The 16,162-nt window shown below is 69.1% G+C and carries 14 protein-coding genes; 11 read left to right on the top strand and 3 right to left on the bottom strand.

The features are described from left to right. Positions 1–161 precede the first annotated feature (161 nt). The 9 genes from EES48_RS09235 to EES48_RS09195 all read left to right on the top strand — a co-directional run bounded on the left by EES48_RS09235 (position 162) and on the right by EES48_RS09195 (position 11,583). Positions 162–1,319, top strand: coding sequence for a sulfotransferase family protein (locus EES48_RS09235; RefSeq protein WP_162998098.1), 1,158 nt, complete (start codon positions 162–164; stop codon positions 1,317–1,319). Beyond that, the gene (locus EES48_RS09230) at positions 1,316–3,862 is read left to right on the top strand and encodes a rhamnan synthesis F family protein (protein WP_122466084.1); all 2,547 of its coding nucleotides are present in this window, start codon (positions 1,316–1,318) and stop codon (positions 3,860–3,862) included. Before EES48_RS09235 ends, EES48_RS09230 begins: the two co-directional genes overlap by 4 nt. Before the next feature lie 356 nt (positions 3,863–4,218). Next, positions 4,219–5,715: a hypothetical protein gene (locus EES48_RS09225; RefSeq protein WP_122466083.1), complete on the top strand. Its 1,497-nt coding sequence runs from the start codon at positions 4,219–4,221 to the stop codon at positions 5,713–5,715. A 141-nt stretch (positions 5,716–5,856) separates the two neighbouring features. After that, positions 5,857–7,668, top strand: a complete 1,812-nt coding sequence (locus EES48_RS09220) for a GspE/PulE family protein (RefSeq protein WP_122466082.1) — start codon at positions 5,857–5,859, stop codon at positions 7,666–7,668. Further along, positions 7,665–8,354: a class I SAM-dependent methyltransferase gene (locus EES48_RS09215; protein ID WP_122466081.1), complete on the top strand. Its 690-nt coding sequence runs from the start codon at positions 7,665–7,667 to the stop codon at positions 8,352–8,354. The genes EES48_RS09220 and EES48_RS09215 overlap by 4 nt, the downstream gene beginning before the upstream one ends. Continuing rightward, positions 8,347–9,036: a sulfotransferase gene (locus tag EES48_RS09210; protein WP_122466080.1), complete on the top strand. Its 690-nt coding sequence runs from the start codon at positions 8,347–8,349 to the stop codon at positions 9,034–9,036. The genes EES48_RS09215 and EES48_RS09210 overlap by 8 nt, the downstream gene beginning before the upstream one ends. Then, entirely contained in the window at positions 9,033–9,947 is a 915-nt protein-coding gene (locus tag EES48_RS09205; protein WP_122466079.1) for a glycosyltransferase family 2 protein, read from the top strand. The genes EES48_RS09210 and EES48_RS09205 overlap by 4 nt, the downstream gene beginning before the upstream one ends. Beyond that, positions 9,944–11,152: a type II secretion system F family protein gene (locus EES48_RS09200; RefSeq protein ID WP_122466078.1), complete on the top strand. Its 1,209-nt coding sequence runs from the start codon at positions 9,944–9,946 to the stop codon at positions 11,150–11,152. Before EES48_RS09205 ends, EES48_RS09200 begins: the two co-directional genes overlap by 4 nt. An 11-nt stretch (positions 11,153–11,163) precedes the next feature. Further along, positions 11,164–11,583 carry a prepilin-type N-terminal cleavage/methylation domain-containing protein gene (locus EES48_RS09195; protein WP_162998097.1) on the top strand — a complete coding sequence of 140 codons (420 nt, stop codon included), beginning with the start codon at positions 11,164–11,166 and terminating at the stop codon, positions 11,581–11,583. Positions 11,584–11,586: 3 nt separating this feature from the next. Here EES48_RS09195 and EES48_RS09190 read toward each other — a convergent pair whose 3' ends face one another. Genes EES48_RS09190 through EES48_RS09180 form a run of 3 tightly spaced genes read right to left on the bottom strand, consistent with a single transcriptional unit; the run spans position 11,587 to position 15,003 of the window. Beyond that, the gene (locus EES48_RS09190) at positions 11,587–13,857 is read right to left on the bottom strand and encodes a type II secretion system protein D (protein WP_122466076.1); all 2,271 of its coding nucleotides are present in this window, start codon (positions 13,855–13,857) and stop codon (positions 11,587–11,589) included. A 16-nt stretch (positions 13,858–13,873) separates the two neighbouring features. Then, positions 13,874–14,359 carry a hypothetical protein gene (locus EES48_RS09185; RefSeq protein WP_122466075.1) on the bottom strand — a complete coding sequence of 162 codons (486 nt, stop codon included), beginning with the start codon at positions 14,357–14,359 and terminating at the stop codon, positions 13,874–13,876. Beyond that, positions 14,356–15,003 carry a hypothetical protein gene (locus EES48_RS09180; protein ID WP_122466074.1) on the bottom strand — a complete coding sequence of 216 codons (648 nt, stop codon included), beginning with the start codon at positions 15,001–15,003 and terminating at the stop codon, positions 14,356–14,358. The genes EES48_RS09185 and EES48_RS09180 overlap by 4 nt, the downstream gene beginning before the upstream one ends. A gap of 199 nt (positions 15,004–15,202) precedes the next feature. Between EES48_RS09180 and gspG the strand changes: the two genes are divergently transcribed. Together gspG and EES48_RS09170 are read left to right on the top strand one after the other, a co-directional pair. Beyond that, positions 15,203–15,706 (top strand): type II secretion system major pseudopilin GspG, encoded by a 504-nt coding sequence (gene gspG / locus EES48_RS09175; protein WP_205679414.1) that lies wholly within the window; start codon positions 15,203–15,205, stop codon positions 15,704–15,706. An 11-nt stretch (positions 15,707–15,717) separates the two neighbouring features. After that, entirely contained in the window at positions 15,718–16,158 is a 441-nt protein-coding gene (locus tag EES48_RS09170) for a pilus assembly FimT family protein (protein WP_205679412.1), read from the top strand. Positions 16,159–16,162 lie beyond the last annotated feature (4 nt).

Below are 16,162 nucleotides of genomic sequence, written 5' to 3'. Positions count from 1 at the left end.
GCGACGGCGGAGCGGACGACAGCGGCGTCTCCTGAAGCGGGCGCCCGGCGGCGCTCCTCCGCTATAGCCGAGGCCGCGACCGTCGCGCGAGAGCGTCCTTGCGCCTTGGCGCCGCTGGGCGGGCGCGGGATAAGGCTGATGAGCGACGGGGGGAGAACGGCGTGGCGAGATCGGCGGTTGTGGTCCTGGGCATGCATCGCAGCGGCACGTCGGCCGTCGCGGGGCTGCTTGTCGAACTGGGACTGACCGCGCCGTCCGATCCGCTGCCGCCGCATCCGGACAATCCGAAGGGGTATTTCGAGCCTCTGTCAGCGGTGCAGGCCAACGAGGCGATGCTGGCGGAGGCCCGCAGCAGCTGGTTCGATCTCGAAAATGTCGACGCCGCCATGGACGACCCGGAGACGCGACGCGGGTGGGTAGAGCGGGCCAGGGCGTCGCTGCGCACCAGTTTCGGCGACGCCGACGCCATCGTTCTGAAGGAGCCGCGCATCAATCGGCTCTGGCCGATCTGGCGACAGGCGCTGGAGACCGAGGGCTTCGACATCGCCTGTGTGGTGGTGATCCGCGACCCCGAGGAGACGGCGCGTTCTTTAAACACGCGGGACGGCTGCTCCCTGGCCTACGGCCGGGCGTTGTGGCTGCGCCATGTCGCCGCCGCCGAGGCGGCGGCGCGGGCCCACGGGCGTGTGACGATCGACTACGGCGCGTTGCTCAGCGAACCCGTGGAGGTGTCACGCCGCCTGGCCGACCTGGTTGCGAGCGGCGCGGAGGTCCGGTCCGTGGCCCGCTTCATCGACCCGGGTCTTCGCCGCGAGGCGGTCGATGCGGACGCGGCTGGGGACGGTCCCTTCGCCGCGGTCTATGAGGCCGGGCGCGCACTCGTGGAGCGGGACGACGTCGCGAACCGCGAAAGGTTCGATCAGGCCGTGGCGGTAGCGGAACGAACCATCGACGCCGCCGCTCTGGCGCGTCTCGAGATGCTGGCGCTGTGGGAAGACGCCCGCTTGGCGCGCAAGAAGGCCCGCGGCTGGAAGCGGCGCGCCCAGAAGGCCGAAAAGGCGCTCGCCGCTGGTGAAGGTTCGGCCGCCGCTGCGGACATCTACGGCGCCGTGCCGGAGGCGGTGGTGACCCGGGTGCGCGACAGCGGCCTGTTCGATTCCGACTGGTATCTATCCCGCTATCCGGACGTCGCAGCATCCGGCGTCGATCCGATCCGACACTATCTGGCCGTGGGCGCGGCGCTCGGCCACGATCCCGGCCCGCTGTTCGAGACGGACCTCTATGTGCGCCAGATGGCGGCCGATGAGCCCAAGCCGTGACGCCCGTGCGCGGCGCCTTCGTGCTGCATCTTCATTATGAGGATCTGGCGCTCGACCTGATCCGGCGGGTATCGCGCATCAACAACGGGTTCGAGGTCTGGGCGACCGGAGATGCGGCGGCCGCCGACGCGGTGCGGCGCGCGCTGGGGGCCCTGAACCGCCCCGTGACGGTGATCGACACACCCAACGCCGGACGCGACATCGGCGCCTTCTGCTTCATCCTGCCGATCCTGGCCGACTGCGGCTTCGACGTCATCGCCAAGCTGCACACCAAGGGTGGCGGCTCCGGCTATGGGCGGGAGTGGCGCGATCACATGCTGGATCGGCTGGCGACACCGGACGCCGCCGAGACCATTCAGGCCGCCCTCGCTGCCGACCCGCGCCTGGGTCTGATCGGCCCGGACCGGCTGCTGAAACCGGTGTCCGGCCACATGTTCCGCAATCGGAGCCTCCTGTCGGGCTTGACCGCGCAGCTCTGGCCGGACGTCGGCGCTCCCGCCGACTGGTCGTTCTTCGCCGGGTCCATGATGTGGATCCGCATGGCGGTGCTGGAGCCGTTGGTCCGCGAGGCCGAGCGCCTGGCCTTCGAGCCCGAGGGCGGCGTCCATGACGGCCGGCTGGAGCATGCTGTAGAGCGGGTGCTGGGCCTGACGCCTTTGATGGCCGGGCGGACGCTCGGCGTGGTGACGCGCGAGAGCGGCCAGGTCGCGACCGTCGAGACACCCTCCGCCGACCGCGAGCCTCTGATCGAAACCCTCGCGCGACTTCGCCAGGCGCGTATCGAGACGCTGGCCGCGCGTCCCGCCGCCCCCGCCGAGATGGCGCTGGCGCTGAGGCGCAATCCGTTGATCGACTATCTCGATGGCGGCGCCCACGACCCCAACCGTCTGACGCATGAAGCCTGGCGACGCGACCGGCGAGCGCAACCGACGCCCTCTTTGCTCGACTGGCCAAAGGGGCCGCCGGCCAGTCCGATCACGGATGGTCGCGGCGTCGGGCCAGGCTCGCTCGTCACGATACTGCGAGGAGATGAGACCTCGCACCGACAGCCGCGCTGGCTGCGCGCCACCGCGTCGGGCGCCACCGGTGCGGCGTCTGTCGCTGTCGTCATAGCGCCTGGGGCGGAGGCGCGCGGCGAGGTCGTGGCGCGTTCCCTGATCCGGCTGGGGTACGAGTCGAGTGCGACGACCGATCTGGAGAACGACGTCGACCTGAATCTGGTCGTCGGCGGTCATTCGGCGCTGCGGCCCGCGCCGGGCCCCACGCACGCGATCCTGCCGCTGGAGCGATCGCGCCAGGCGGCCTACGCCGAGCTGGACCGCTATGACGTCGCCCTGCTCGACCCGGGTCTGGCCGATCTCTGGAACGGCATCGTCAAGCCGTCGGTCGGCCGCCTGCCCCGCGCCTTGGGCGAGACGGACGCCGATATCGACCGGTGGCTCGCGGCCGTTCTCGCGGAGATATCGGACAGGCTGGGGCGCCAGACGCGCCGCGGCGCGCGTATCCGCATCATCGCGCGAACCGGCGCAGGCGGATGGCCGCGCAGTTCCGCCTATCTGCGTCTGCTGGCGCCGCTGTCGCTGAACACGGACGCGCACCCCTTCTTCGCGCCTCCCGAGGCGCCGATCTCGCGGGGCGAGGTCGTCATCGTGCAGCGGGACGCCCTGCCGGACGTGGCGGCGGCCGACGATCTTCTCAGCCGTGTCGAGGACGCCGGGGCGAGCCTGATCTTCGACGTGGACGACGCCCTGCACCTCATCGATGCGACGCACCCCGACCACGCCGCCTTCGCGCCGAGGCTGGCCGCGATGGACCGTGTGGCCCGATCGGCCGGGGCGATCTGGTGCGCCACGGGACCGCTGGCCGACCATTACCGTGGCTTTACTCCGACGGTCCAAGTGATCGAGAACCGCCTCGACGCTCGCCTGTGGCGCGCCGCCCTGGCGAGACGCCCGGCCGATTCCGTCAGGGAGGGGCCGATCCGCCTGCTCTATATGGGCACCGCGACGCACGACGCCGATTTGGCGCCCCTGTTCGCGGCGCTGGACGCGGCCGAGCGCGCGCGGCCCGGCCGCTTCGCCCTGACGCTGGTGGGCGGACAGCGGGAGACCGAGCCTCGCCCTTGGCTGCGCGTCCTCAACCCTCCGCCGTCCCAGCGCGCCTATCCGCGGTTCGTGCGTTGGCTGGGGCGTCAGGTCGCGGCGGACGGCGAGCCCTTCGAGGCCGGACTGGCGCCGCTCGCCGACACCCCGTTCAACGCCGGCAAGTCGGACCTCAAAATTCTCGACTATGCCGCCTTGGGCCTGGCGCCCGTGGTCGAGGCGGTCGGCCCTTATCGAGTCCATGCCGACGCCGGCCATGTGGCGCCAATCCCGGCCGGAGACTGGTCAGTTGGCCTGGAGCAACTTTGGGAAGAGCGGGCGCGACTCACCTCGATTGCGATCGCGGCCCGTGCCTGGCTGCAGCGATGTCGCCTGACACAACCGTTGTCGGCCGACCCAGATTTGGGCGCCGAGAAGGCCGGAAATGTGACGGGCGCATGAGCGCGGCGGCGACTTGAGTTTGGAATGAGGCGCTCGCGCCGTCACGCTCCAGCTGACCAATCTGTGGAGCGTAAAAGCGTGAAAAATGTAGCCTCAACAACGCACTAGTCGACGGTTTAACCAAACGAAGCGCGAAACCGGCCACACAACTCAGCCGAACCGCTCTGCTCAACCATCGCTCGCAGAATCCCGGTCGGAAGGAATGGGGCGCGAAAGCGACTTTCGATTGACGGGGCGCGGTTTTCCTTTAAACGTGCCGACAGGGTGCCCAAGCCGTGCACGCATGCGGTTTGGCTGCAACCTGCGGGTCGAACCGTGTGGGCGCCCGTTTTTAATGGATAGAGGGGACCTCTCTAATGACTAAAAAGCTGCTGCTCGCGGGCATCGCCCTGGGCGCTCTCACTTTCGCCGGCGCCGCCTCGGCGCACGACCTGTCGTACCGCGCCACTGGCCCGGCCGGCGCCATCACCTCGGCTGACACCAACCAGATCGACCGCGCCGACGACGCCACCAACTACGGCCGTTCGCTGCTCGACCTGTACCTGGTGGCCGAAGAAGCCGTCGGTCTGGCTCAAGGCACCCTGGCCCTGCAAGACCGCCTGAGCGCCGGTTCGCTGCCCTCGGGCAACACCGTCCTCGAGGTCGCCCTGTCGAACGCCGACTTCGGCGCTCCCTTCGTGGCCACCGACATCGTCGGCGCGCCTGACTGCGACGCCAGCTTCACGGTCGTCCGTTCGACCGGCGGCACCGCCGGCGACGACACCGCTCGCTTCGTCATCTCCAACTCGGACTCGACCTGCAGCGGCTTCGACCTGAACGTTCCGGTCGCCCCGTCCTCGGTCGGCACCGTGACCGTCCGCACCTCGCTGCGCACCGAAGGCAACAACCCGATCGACGGCGGCGACGCCTTCCTGGCCGCCATCTTCGCGGTCAACGCCTTCCAGCCGACCTTCAACGGCAACGTCGGCAACGCGGCCGGCGCCGAGGGTGATGACTTCGCCCTGCTGAACCCGACCCCGACCTACACCAGCCTGTCGGACAACGGCATCCTCGGCAAGCTCGCCATCTACGTCGACGAGCGCGCCCAGCGTGACCTGACCCCGGGCAACTTCGTCGCGACCACCGACGTCACCGACGCCGTGGTCCGCGTGACCTCGTCCGCCTCGAACGGCTTCTCGGCCTTCGACGGCGCCGCTGGCTGCCCGGGCAACCCGACCCTGGAAGGCCGCGCGGCCGACTCGGTCACCGGCAACCAGGTGGTGTTCACCGGCTCGACCTGCGCCGGCGACGCTCCGGAAGACTACATCGTCGAACTGCTGTCCTCGAAGCCGAACGGCTCGCCGTTCCAGGTGTTCGAAGACGGTGGCGTGATCGCCTCGTCCTCGTACGACGCCTTCATCGCCTACGATCTGGACCCGACCTTCTACAACCCGGACGAAGAGTCGGAAGCCACGGGCGACTTCGAGTCGATCCGTCGCGAAGGCACCAACGTGATCGCCCGCATGCTGACCTCCGCTCCGGTCAACGGCACCACCAACATCGTCCGCATGGGTAACCTGAGCGGCAACGACGCGGCGGTTTCGGTTGCCCTGCGTAACAGCACCGACGGTTCGACCGCCGGCATCACGCAAATCGGCGAAATCGACGCCTTCGGCGAGATCGTCGTGACCCCGGCGATGCTGGCCTCGGCCCTCGGCGACTTCGGCCGCGGCGATGTCGAGTTCATCGTCGAAGCCGCTCCGGCCGACATCACCGCTCAGCGCTTCCACGTGACGCCGAACGGTGTGGCCTCGGTCGAGTGGGGCACCGTCGCCACCACCCAGACCCCGGACGACACCGCCGACGTGCCGTAAGACACGCTCGGTCGTTCGAAACGACTGTGGGGAGGGGAGGCTTCGGCCTCCCCTTCTTGCGTTTGGGCCTGTCGTCCGCATGTCGCCGTTTTGGCGCCGCGATTCCATGGGTTAGAAGATGGGCATGGCGGGGACTCATCCATGAGACAGCGGATCGGCGAACGGCTGGTCGAACGCGGCCTGATCACCGAGCGTGATCTGGCCAACGGCCTGGGCCTGCAGGCCGACGTCGGTGGCCTGCTGGGCCTCATCCTGGTGCGCCTCGGCGCCCTCTCCGAGACCCAGCTGCTCGAGGTTCTCAGCGAACAGCTGGACATCCCTATTCTTCAGCCCGAGGACATGCCGCCGCTGGAGGTGATCTCCGGCTTTGTCGGCGAAACCGGCTCTCCGCTCGGCTGGTGGGCCAACCGTCAGGCCGTGATCTGGCGCGTGCCCGACGCCGCGCCGGGCGAGGCGCCGCTGGGCGACCTCGAAACGCCTCCGGAGGCTGACACCGGCGCGCCCGACCCGATCGAGCCAGATGACGACGACACGCCCCTGGCCGGCGCCGTGGTCTGCGCCGCCGTCCATCCGCTCGATCCCGCCCTTCAGCAACGCCTGACGCAGCGCTTTCCGGAAGGGGTCGCCCTCCGCCTGGCGCCTCGCGCCGTCGTCACCGCCCTGCACGACGATCTCGAGCACGGCGCCCGTCGCGAGGTCGCGGTCGGCGCCGGTCCCATGGATGCCGCCCGCCTGCGCGAACTGGCGCAGGAGACGCCGGTTATCGATTTCGTCAACGGCGTCTTCGCCGAGGCTCTGACCCGTCGCGCCTCGGACGTCCATGTGGAACCGTTCGAAGATCAGTTCTTCGTCCGCATGCGCGTCGATGGCGTGCTGATCACCGCCCGCACCGCCGCCCGCAGCCAGTTCGACGCCGTCTGTTCCCGCATCAAATTGCTCAGCGGCATGGATATTGGCGAACGCCGCCTGCCTCAGGACGGCCGACAATCGATCCGCGTCTCGGGTGTCGAGGTCGACTTGCGCGTCTCCAGTCTGCCCTCGACCTGGGGCGAATCTCTGGTGCTGCGTCTGCTCGGCAAGACCAACCGCCTGCCGACCCTGACCGAGCTCGGCGTCAGCGACGACCAGACCCGGCTGTTCCACCAGCTGGTCGAGAAGCCCAATGGCGTGATGCTGATCACCGGCCCGACCGGCTCGGGCAAGACCACCACCATCTACCGCCTACTGACTCACCTGAACGACGGCGACCGCAAGATCATCACCGTCGAGGATCCGGTCGAGCTCGACCTGCCGGGCGTGGTCCAGGTGCCGGTCAAGGCCGACATCGGCCTGACCTTCGCCGCCGGCCTGCGCTCCATCCTGCGCCAGGACCCGGACGTCATCATGGTCGGCGAGATCCGCGACCCGGAGACGGCCCGGATCGCCGTCCAGTCGGCCCTGACCGGCCACCTGGTCATTTCGACCGTCCACACCAATTCCGCTCTCGCCGCCGTGTCGCGCCTGCTCGACCTTGGGATCGAGGACTATCTGCTGGCCGACGTGCTGCGCGGCCTGGCCGGTCAGCGCCTGGTCCGGCGCCTGTGCCCGCACTGCGCCCGGCCCAGCGAGCCGCACGAGGTGGAGGCCCACGAGGCCGCCCGCCCCAACATCCTCGGCCCCCGGCGCGGCAAGGCCGACTGGAAGGAGCCGGTCGGCTGTGCCCGCTGCGCCCGCACCGGCTTTCTCGGCCGCGTCGGCATCTATGAGATCGCGCCCATCAGCCCAGCCTTCGAGACCGGCGTGCGTCAGCGCCACAGCGAGGAGAGCCTGGTCGAGACGGCCCGCGAGAGCGGCTTCCGCACCATGTTCGAGGACGGCTACCTCAAGGCCCGGCGCGGCGAGACCACCCTGTCCGAGGTCTATCGCGTCGCCGGCGGCCAGGCCGTCTCCGACCTCGACGAGGTCGCGGCGTGAGCTTCAACAAATACTATTCCGACGAGACACTTCAGGATGCCGTCGACGCGGGCCGTCACCGGCAGGTAGTCGGCGGTCTGTGGGACGAGATGGGCGCGCTCCAGCTCAACTTCCTCAAGGACCAGGGCATGGCGCCGCGCGACGTGCTGCTCGACATCGGCTGCGGCACGCTGCGCCTTGGCCGACTGGCCGTCGACTATCTCGATCCCGGCAACTATTGGGGCGCCGACCGCTCGGCCCTATTGCTCGACACCGGCCATGAGCGCGAGCTGACCGACGATGGTCGCGACCGGCTGCCGCGCGCGCAGCTGATCGAGACCGACAGTTTCGACTTCTCCGCCGTCACCGCCCGCGTCACCTACGCCATGGCCCAGTCGGTCTTTAGCCACCTGCCGCTGAACCATCTCAGACGCTGCCTGATCAAGCTGGCCGAGGTCATGCCGCCGACCGGCCGGTTCTGCGTCACCTACTTCGAGTGCCCGGACGCATGGCCGGTGACTGAGCCGATCCAGCACGGTCGAAAGAAGGGCGAGATCGTCTCCTACGACTACAAGGACCCGTTCCATTACCGCCCCACCGATCTGCTGTGGGCGGCCGGGCACGGACCCTGGCGGCTGGAGCGCGTCGGCGACTGGGGTCATCCGCGAGGCCAGCACATGGCCGTCTTCGTGCGCGGCCGTGACTGAGTCTTCCGCGCCCGTCGCCGTCATCGGCATGCACCGCTCGGGCACCTCGTGTCTGGCCGGGTGCCTGGAGGACCTGGGCCTGACGCTCGGTCCGGTGAACACCCGCGCGCCGCACAATCTGAAGGGCAACCGGGAAAATCCGCGCTTCTGGCCGGTTCATGACGCCGTGCTCGCCCGCGTGGGCGCCGCCTGGGATCGCCCGCCGACCGAGCCGGTAGCCTGGACCGCCGGAGAGATTGCGGCCCTGCGCGCCGTGGTCGATGAGGACTATGCCGACCTGCCCCGTCCCTGGGGCTTCAAGGACCCGCGCGCCACCCTCCTGCTCGACGGTTGGTTCGAGGTGTTCCCGGACCTGCGGCTGGTCGCCTCGATCCGCCATCCCGCCGCCGTCGCCGGCTCGCTGAAGGCCCGAAACCGGTTCGAAACCGACCGGTCGCTAGCGATTTGGGCCGGTTACAATCAAGCCCTGCTCGGCTGGCGTGACCGCATTCCCTTCCCGGTGATCGACTATGACGACCCCGCGTATGAGGGCAGGGTTCGGTCGGTCGCGGAGGACTTCGGCCTGGACGCCGCTGCGCCCATGCCGTTTCGATCCCAGGAGCTGAACCACCAGCCCCCGGAAGGTGAGGTCCCAGTCGATGCACGCGCGCTCTGGGACCGGCTGAGGGCTCTGACGACATGAGCGCGCCGCGCCTGTCCATCGTGGTCGTCGGATACGACATGGCGCGCGAGCTGCCGCGCACGATCCAGTCGCTGTCTCCGCCCTATCAGCAGGGCGTCGAAGCCGGCGACATCGAGATCATCGTCGCCGACAACGGCTCCCCCACGCCGGTGAGGACCGAGGATTTCGACATCACGGCGCCCGTCACGGTGATCCGCGTCGAGGACGGCGGCGCCTCGCCGTGCGTCGCCATCAACCGGGCGGCGGCGATGGCGCGCGGCGATCTGATCGCCGTCATGATCGACGGCGCCCGCATGGCCAGTCCCGGCCTGATCGGCCGCGCACTCGAAGCCATGCGGCTGGACCCCCGCGCCTTCGTCGCCACCGTCGGCTTCCACCTGGGCCCAGATCTCCAGCAGCGCTCGGTCCTCGCCGGCTACGACCGCGCGGTCGAGGACCGGCTGTTGGCCGATATCGGCTGGCCTGGCGACGGCTACCGTCTGTTCGAAATTTCCACCCTGGCCGGCAGCTATCGCGACGGCGCGGGCGGCCCGCCGATGGAGACCACCTTCTTCGTCATGGGCCGCGACCGGTTCCTGGCCCTCGGCGGCTTCGACGAACGCTTCGAACAGCCCGGCGGCGGCCTGGCCAATTTCGACTTCTTCGCGCGCGCCCTGGCCGACCGGACGACGCCCTTCCTGATGCTGGTGGGCGAGGGGACGTTCCATCAGCTTCATCACGGCGCCTCCACCCAGGCCGGAGGCGTCCGCCGCAAGGTCTCGCCCGGCGGCCCGCGTCTGGCCCAGCTGTTCGCCGACGAGTATCGTCGCCTGACTGGCGCGGATCACGAAAAGCCAACCCGCGCTCCGACCCTGTACGGCCGCATCACCCACCCCAGGGTGCCGGCCCTGTTCTTTCCCGGCGCGCAATGACCGACGTCCGCTCGTACCGCTATGAGGCCCTGGCCCGCGACGGCTCGCGGACCCGCGCCGTGGTTTCGGCCCCGGACGAGAAATCGGCCTTTCGCCGTCTCCAGAGCGAGGGCCTGACCGTCCTCAAGCTGGCCGAGGTGGAGATCAAGCATGTCTCCCTGTCGAAGCGGAATCTTAAGCCCGCAGAACGCGTACTGGTCATCCGTCAGCTGGCCCTGATGCTGGAGGCAGGCGTCGGCCTGCTGGAGGCGCTCGAAACCGTCGCTGCCGGCATCGAGGCCGAGAAGGGGCGGGAGCAGTTCCGCGCCGTGGTCGCCGCCCTGCGCCAGGGCGACCCGCTTGGCAAGGCGATGACGGAGCACGCCCCCGGCTTTCCCTTCTACCTTTATTCCATGATCGGCATCGGCGAGGCCGCCGGCCGTATCGCCGACGTGCTGAAGGACGCGGCCGACCAGATGGCCTACGAGGAGCAGTTGCGCCGCGACTTCGTTAATGCCCTGACCTATCCGGCCTTTTTGCTGTCGGCGGGGGTGCTGGCGGTGCTGTTCATCTTCACCCAGGTGGTGCCGCGCTTCGCCACCATGATCGGCGACGACCGCTCCAACATGCCGGCCATTTCGCGCCTGGTGCTGGGTGTCGGCACGGCGGCCAGCGAGAACATCCTGCTGGTGCTGATCGGCCTGGGCGGCCTGATCGCCGGCGGCATCCTGGTCGCATCAAACCCGGCCGCGCGCACCTGGGCCTATGGGGTGGCGCACGGGACGCCTGTTCTGGGCGGCGTGCTCAAGGCGCGCGAAATCACCGCCTGGTCACGCCTGACCGCCTTCGCCCTGGGCAACGGTGTGCCCCTGCTCCAGGCCGCGACCCTGTCGCGCGAGGCCGCCCCCGAGGGCGAGTTTCGTCGCTCGCTGGGCTCGCTCGAGACCGACCTGCGCGCCGGTGTCGCCATCGACGCCTCCCTGGCGCAGCACACCCGGTTGACGCCGATGGACATCAGCCTGATCCGCACCGGCGCCCGCACCGGAGCCCTGGCCCGCATGTTCGGCTTCCTGGCGGACAGCTACGACGCCAAGCTGCGCGACCAGATCAAGCGGTTCACCTCTCTGATGGAGCCGGTCGCCATCGGTCTGATCTCGGTCATTGTCGGCGTGGTCGCCCTGTCGCTCGTCCTCGCCCTGTCGAGCGTCTACGATCAGGTGCTGTGATGTGCCGACCGATGAGGCGTCGGGACGGCTTCAGCCTGGTCGAGGCCCTGGTCGCCCTGGCCATCGCGGCGCTGGCATTCACCGCCATTTTCGCCCTGCAGGATCAGATGACGGTCGGCCAGATGCGGCTTCAGCGCACGCTGGACACCGCGGCCGTCCAGCGCAACGGACTGGAGCTCCTGGCCGACATCAATCCGATGGAAGAGCCGTCGGGCCAGCGGAACATGACCGGGGGGCGGATCATCTCATGGACGGCCGAGCCCGTCACCGAAACCCGTCGCAATGCGGGCTTTCCGTCTGGCGAGGGCGTGTTCGACGTCGCCCTCTATCAGGTGGACGCCGTGATCACGACCGCCGGCGGACGTGAACTGGGTCGCCTCCAGTTCCGCCGCCTCGGCTGGCGTCGCGCCTTCGGGGACTTCACCCTCTGAGGATCAATCCACGCCCGGTGCGATCCGCTCAGTCTCCGGACGCTGGGTCGGCGGCGACTGCCGGGGCAGGTTGATCCCAACTCCTCGTCCGCCGGAGAACGGCGTCAGGGTGTAGGACCAGCCGCGACCGACGCGGAAGGCGTTGTTCATCTCGGCGGCGTATTGGGCCGCGAATAGCTCCATGTCTTCCGGATTGCGCATGATGAAGGGCGTCACCAGGATCACCAGAATGGTCTGATCGCCCCGGATCGTGTCCACGCGGAAGGCGCTGCCCAGCAGCGGAATGTCCTTCAGGAAGGGAACGCCGCTGTTGCCCTTGGAATAGGTATTGTCGATCAAACCGCCGAGCACGCCAGTGGAGCCCTCGTTCAGAGAGATCTGGGTCGTCAGGCTGCGGTTGCCGATGATCGGGCTGGCGATGGCCGAGCCGGATCCGCCGTCCGCCACGGTCGAAACCTCCTGGCTGATGATCAGATCGACGCGGTTGTCGCCATAGACCACCGGCTGGACGTCCAGGATGACGCCGGTCTGCCGGTATTGAACGGTCTGCAGAATGTCGGTGTCGCCGTTGGACTGGCTGTCGGCGGCGCGCTGCGAGGTGATGATCGGTACGTCGTTGCCGACCTGAATTCGCGCCTGGCCCCCGCTGCGGGCGAAAATGCGCGGGGTCGACAGGATGTTGACCTTGTTGTTCGAGGCGAAGGCGTTGAACGCGGCCCTGAGGTCGATGCCGGTGAAGTCGAGATTGAACCCGGTTCCGCCCAGTTCCAGCCCGGGGTTGGTCCCGCCGGTTCCGCCGGTGAGCGTTCCGTCCGAGCCCGACTCGGTGAAGAAGAAGTTCAGCCCCGCGCGGGTCTGGTCGTTCAGGGTGACCTCGGCGACCGTGACCTCGATCAGCACCTGCTTGGCGGGCACATCGAGCGTGGTCAGCAGGGTGCGAAGCTGGGCGTAGTCGTTGGCCGTGCCGGTGAACAGGATGCGGTTGCCGACCGGGTCGATGAGCAGCCGCCCGCCGAGAAACTGCTGGCCGCCTGGAATGAAGTTTTGCTGGCCGCCGCCTTCACCCTGATTGCCGGCGGCGCGGAATGCGGTCAGGGCCGCGAGGTTGGCCAGAGACGTATCGCGAGGCGGTGAGCCCGGGACTCCGGTGGGCGTGCGAGGCTGGGCCTGCGGGACCTGCTGCCCCGTAGCCAGCGAGCCGAGGGTCTGAGCGTCGGTATTGTTCACCTGGTAGACGAAGGTCGTGGTCGAATCGCCGAAGCGCGCCGGCTGATCCAGCTCGTCGATCCAGAAATTGACCCGCTCGAGCAGATCGGAGTCCGAGGTGAAGACCAGCAGCTGGTTGGCCTCCGGCAGCGACAGCAGCACGATCGGGCGCGGCACGCCGGCCGTGACCGACACCTGATAGCCCTCGGCCGACAAGACGTCCCGCAGCGCGGTGCGAAGCCCTTCGGCGGAGAAATAGATCGGCTGGATGCGGAGCACCTGCTGGCCCGCGAAACGCGTCTGGTCGAGTTCGCGCAGGATCGCCGCCGTCTGGGCCACTTCACGCGCGCCGCCTCTGAGGATCAGGGCGTTGGAAGGCTGGTCAACAGCGATGCTCACGCCATTGTTCGGCGTCAGCCCCTCCGCCAAACTGAACAGCGCCTGGGCCTCGATGGTCTGGACCTCGAAGAACTGCACCACATTTCGGGCCGCTGTCGGCACGGAAGACCGTCCGCGGATCACCGACGCCGCGCCACCGCCCGCGGCGAAGTCGTCGCTGACGGCGAGCGAGCCGCCTTCCAGATGCAGCCTCACGCCCTGATCGCGTAAGGCGGTCTGCACCAGGCGGAAGAAGGCCAGCCGATCCATCTGCGGCGATCCCCTGAGCGCCACCAACTGATTGCGCGACGCCACGCCCGGACCCATCGAGAACGGCACCGCCAGGATGTCGCCGAAGGCCGCGTTGACGAGCTCCGGGACCGTCTGGGGCGGAAGGGTTGCGCTGACCGGCGGTCCCGAGCCCACGAGGGCGGCGGCTTCCTCGGGCGTGATCTCAGGACGGCGCGGCTGCTCGTCGCCGCCGCCCGGAATGGCCAGGCGGTCAGCCAGGCGCTGCTCTGCGCCCTCGACAGGGGATTCCAGGGTCTCGTCTCCCGGCGCGTACGCGCCACCGCTCGGTCGCGCTACCGTGGCTTCCAGCTCGGGGAAGGCGGCGCAGGCCGACATCAGGCAGCTGCCGGCCAGGAGCGCGAGGCTGAACGAACGAGGGGTCAGGCGGCGATCGATCATCAGGTCAGGCGGCTCCTCAACCGACGGTGGGAGAAAACAGGGCGATGCGTCGGCTCTCGCGGCCGCGTGTCAGCACGGCCTCCGACGGCGAAATCTCGGACAGGCGCCAGCCCTCGAAGGTCTGGCCGGCAGTGATGCGGCGCGAGCCGCCCAGCACGGCCTCGAATTCGGCCGTGGCCGGATTGCGCACCACGGCGCGTACCTGATCGCGGAACACCACCGCAACGTCGGGCGGCGGCGGCGGTGGAGGCGGCGGCGGCGGCGGGGGAGGCGGTGGAGGCGGTGGAGGCGGCGGAGGCGACAGGCTGGCTCTCAAGAAAGACGCGGCCACGGCCACCATCTCGTTTGGACGCGCAAGCGGCCCGCGATCTTCGGCGCCCGGCCTCGGGCCGCCGCCGCGCACAGCCGCGACCGTGTCGTCGGGACGACCCGGCGCCAGCATGCCGAGACCGAAGCCCGCCACGCTGACGAGGAGGGAGATGAGCACGATCCAGCGGATCATGCCGGCGCTCCCTCGGCCGCGGTGATCCGCACCGGGAACAGGAAAGTCGCCCGCGCCTGGCCGGTCGGCCGGATGCTGCCATCCAGCCGCGCCGGAGCCGGACCCTGATTGGCGGTCACGTCGATGGAGTCGAGAAACACCGCCTCCGGACTGCGCGACAGGGCGTCCAGCATCGTCCAGAAGGTCTGGGGCGCGTACGGGGCGGCCAGTTCGGCGCGCAGCAGCGGCGTCGGCCCGTCTTCAAGCTCCGCTCCCACGGTCACGCTGGTCAGTTCGACCTGCGCGGCCTCGGCGGCCCCGGCCAGGCGCTGCTCGATCAGAATGCGGGCGATGGAGACGCTGTCGGCCTCCAGCGACAGGCCCTCTAGATCGGTCAGCCGCGCGGTCTGGAGAGCGCCCATGGAAATGGGAGAGTTACGCCGGGCGAGTCCCTGGGCTTCGTCGCGAGCCGCCTCGGCGCGGGCGTACTGCTCTCGCTGATCGGCGGCCCAGCCGAAGGGCAGGAAGACGACGGCGAACAGCATCATCGCCCCGAACGCCATGACCAGAAACCGCTCGCGCTGGGTCATGCGGACGAAACGCGCCCGCAGATCGGCCTCCCAGGCCGACAGACGCAGGCTCAGCGAGCGTCCCAGCGTTCTCAACTCTGACTTCCCCCGAAGCGCGGTGAATCCCGGCGTCCGACCCCTTGCGTGACCGGACGAACACGGTAACGCAATCGAAAGGTGTCGATTTTCAGGCCCGTGGACCCTTGCCGAGGCGCCGTGTATAGCAGCCGTGGCGCCGGGGAGACACCCTGGAAACGCACCGCCGACCTTGAGCGGGGGCTTAGGGGAGTTCGCCTTGACGATCAGCTTGACCGACCTTTTCGCCCGCCGTCGTCGGGCCGCGCGCCGCGCTCGCCGTGCGGGCTACAGCCTGCTGGAAATCCTGATCGTCATCTCGATCATCGCCCTGATCGCGGCCCTGGTCGGCCCGCGCCTGTTCGCCCAGCTGGATCGCTCCAAGGTCACCACCGCCGAGGTCCAGGCCCGCGCCCTGGTCAGCGCGCTCAACACCATGCGTCTGGATATCGGCCGCCTGCCGACGGACGAGGAGGGCCTCGGTCTGCTGGTCCGTAACGAGGCTGGAGTGTCGGGCTGGTACGGTCCCTATCTGGAGGGCGCGCTTCCCAACGACCCCTGGGACCGTCCCTATGTCTACACCGCGCCTGAAACCCTGGAAGGTTCGGCTCAGGTGATCAGCCTGGGCGCCGATGGTCAGCCGGGCGGCTCGGGTCTGGCGGCCGACGTCTACCCCTCGGGCGCCGCCGCGCCCGTCGAGGGAGCGCCGGCCCCCGCCGCCTGATCGCCATGGCCTTGCGGCGTCCCGGCTTCAGCCTGATGGAGATGCTGGTCGTTCTGGCCATCATCGGCATGAGCGCGGCCATCGTGGCGCCGCGCGGCGCGGTGATGCTGGACCGGATCACGCTGCACGCCGTCTTCTTCGACTTCCAGCGCCAGATGTCCGACCTGCGCCGTCAGGCCTATCGGCGTGAGCAGGCCATCATGCCGGTTGCGCCTGCGGCGTCCGACACCCGTATCGTCACCGCCACCAGCGGCCGCCCGGATGGAGAGGGTGAGGTCGAAACCGTGCCGCTGGAGGTTAAGGACGGCTTCACCCTGGTGTTCGACCGCCCGCTGGTGATCGCCTCGACCGGCGTCTGCCCCGAGGCCAAGGTCGAGGTGATGCGCGGCGACCAGCGCGTCATGCGGCTGCAATCGGTTGACGACGCCTGTCGATTCGAACGCCTGGACTGAGCCC

Origin of the sequence: Brevundimonas lutea (assembly GCF_003704105.1) — a bacterium.
Lineage (GTDB): Bacteria > Pseudomonadota > Alphaproteobacteria > Caulobacterales > Caulobacteraceae > Brevundimonas > Brevundimonas lutea.
Note: the sequence above shows the minus strand (reverse complement) of the source record. Positions and strands in the feature narration are given on the sequence as shown.

What these genes read in the sequence shown, in the direction of transcription:
- EES48_RS09225 (WP_122466083.1), top strand. Translation starts at nt 4,219, where the DNA reads ATGACTAAAAAGCTGCTGCTCGCGGGCATCGCCCTGGGCGCTCTCACT.
- EES48_RS09220 (WP_122466082.1), top strand. Translation starts at nt 5,857, where the DNA reads ATGAGACAGCGGATCGGCGAACGGCTGGTCGAACGCGGCCTGATCACC.
- EES48_RS09205 (WP_122466079.1), top strand. Translation starts at nt 9,033, where the DNA reads ATGAGCGCGCCGCGCCTGTCCATCGTGGTCGTCGGATACGACATGGCG.
- EES48_RS09200 (WP_122466078.1), top strand. Translation starts at nt 9,944, where the DNA reads ATGACCGACGTCCGCTCGTACCGCTATGAGGCCCTGGCCCGCGACGGC.
- EES48_RS09195 (WP_162998097.1), top strand. Translation starts at nt 11,164, where the DNA reads ATGAGGCGTCGGGACGGCTTCAGCCTGGTCGAGGCCCTGGTCGCCCTG.
- EES48_RS09190 (WP_122466076.1), bottom strand. Translation starts at nt 13,857, where the DNA reads ATGATCGATCGCCGCCTGACCCCTCGTTCGTTCAGCCTCGCGCTCCTG.
- EES48_RS09185 (WP_122466075.1), bottom strand. Translation starts at nt 14,359, where the DNA reads ATGATCCGCTGGATCGTGCTCATCTCCCTCCTCGTCAGCGTGGCGGGC.